This is a genomic window from Pseudomonas onubensis, from assembly GCF_965653655.1.
GTDB lineage: Bacteria > Pseudomonadota > Gammaproteobacteria > Pseudomonadales > Pseudomonadaceae > Aquipseudomonas.
Window position 1 is genome coordinate 1 of record NZ_CBFHAZ010000305.1, and the last position, 427, is coordinate 427.

General features: G+C 46.8%; 2 protein-coding genes. One reads left to right on the plus strand and one right to left on the minus strand.

Annotation, left to right across the window (positions count from 1 at the left end; all coding sequences use genetic code 11):
• On the plus strand, positions 1-135 hold a 135-nt coding region (locus ACTD9P_RS30075), incomplete at its 5' end, for a helix-turn-helix domain-containing protein (protein WP_438870493.1).
• A 70-nt stretch (positions 136-205) separates the two neighbouring features.
• Here the strand turns inward: ACTD9P_RS30075 and ACTD9P_RS30080 are convergent.
• Positions 206-427, minus strand: a 222-nt coding sequence (locus ACTD9P_RS30080) for a hypothetical protein (protein ID WP_438870492.1), incomplete at its 5' end; no start/stop codon positions are given.

Below are 427 nucleotides of genomic sequence, written 5' to 3' on the forward strand. Positions count from 1 at the left end.
CGCCTGTACGTCCATCGAAATACGGTGATCTATCGTTTAGAAAAATGCGAGGAACTGCTCGGCAAAAGCTTAAAAGATCCAGAGACGACGATGCGCCTGCGGCTCGCGCTGAGAATGCAGCGGCTGATCGGTTAAAATTTAGCCATAGACCAGGATGCGGGTGTTCTCCCGCATCTTATTTAAGGGAGAACATTCAGCTAAATCCTCAAAAAATGCTGCCATTGATATCATCAGGCTTTTTCGATATTCGGGATGCAACCGATAATCTCACCCTTTTTGATTTCATCCTAAACTGCCTCGGAACCTTTGTCACAAGTATCCATGACCCTTTTTTGATGGTTTCGCCATTCATTTGAAAATCAGCGGGGAGCGACACAAGACTCAACCACTTCCCCAACGCCGCCCTGAAAGTCATGCTGCTTTTCCT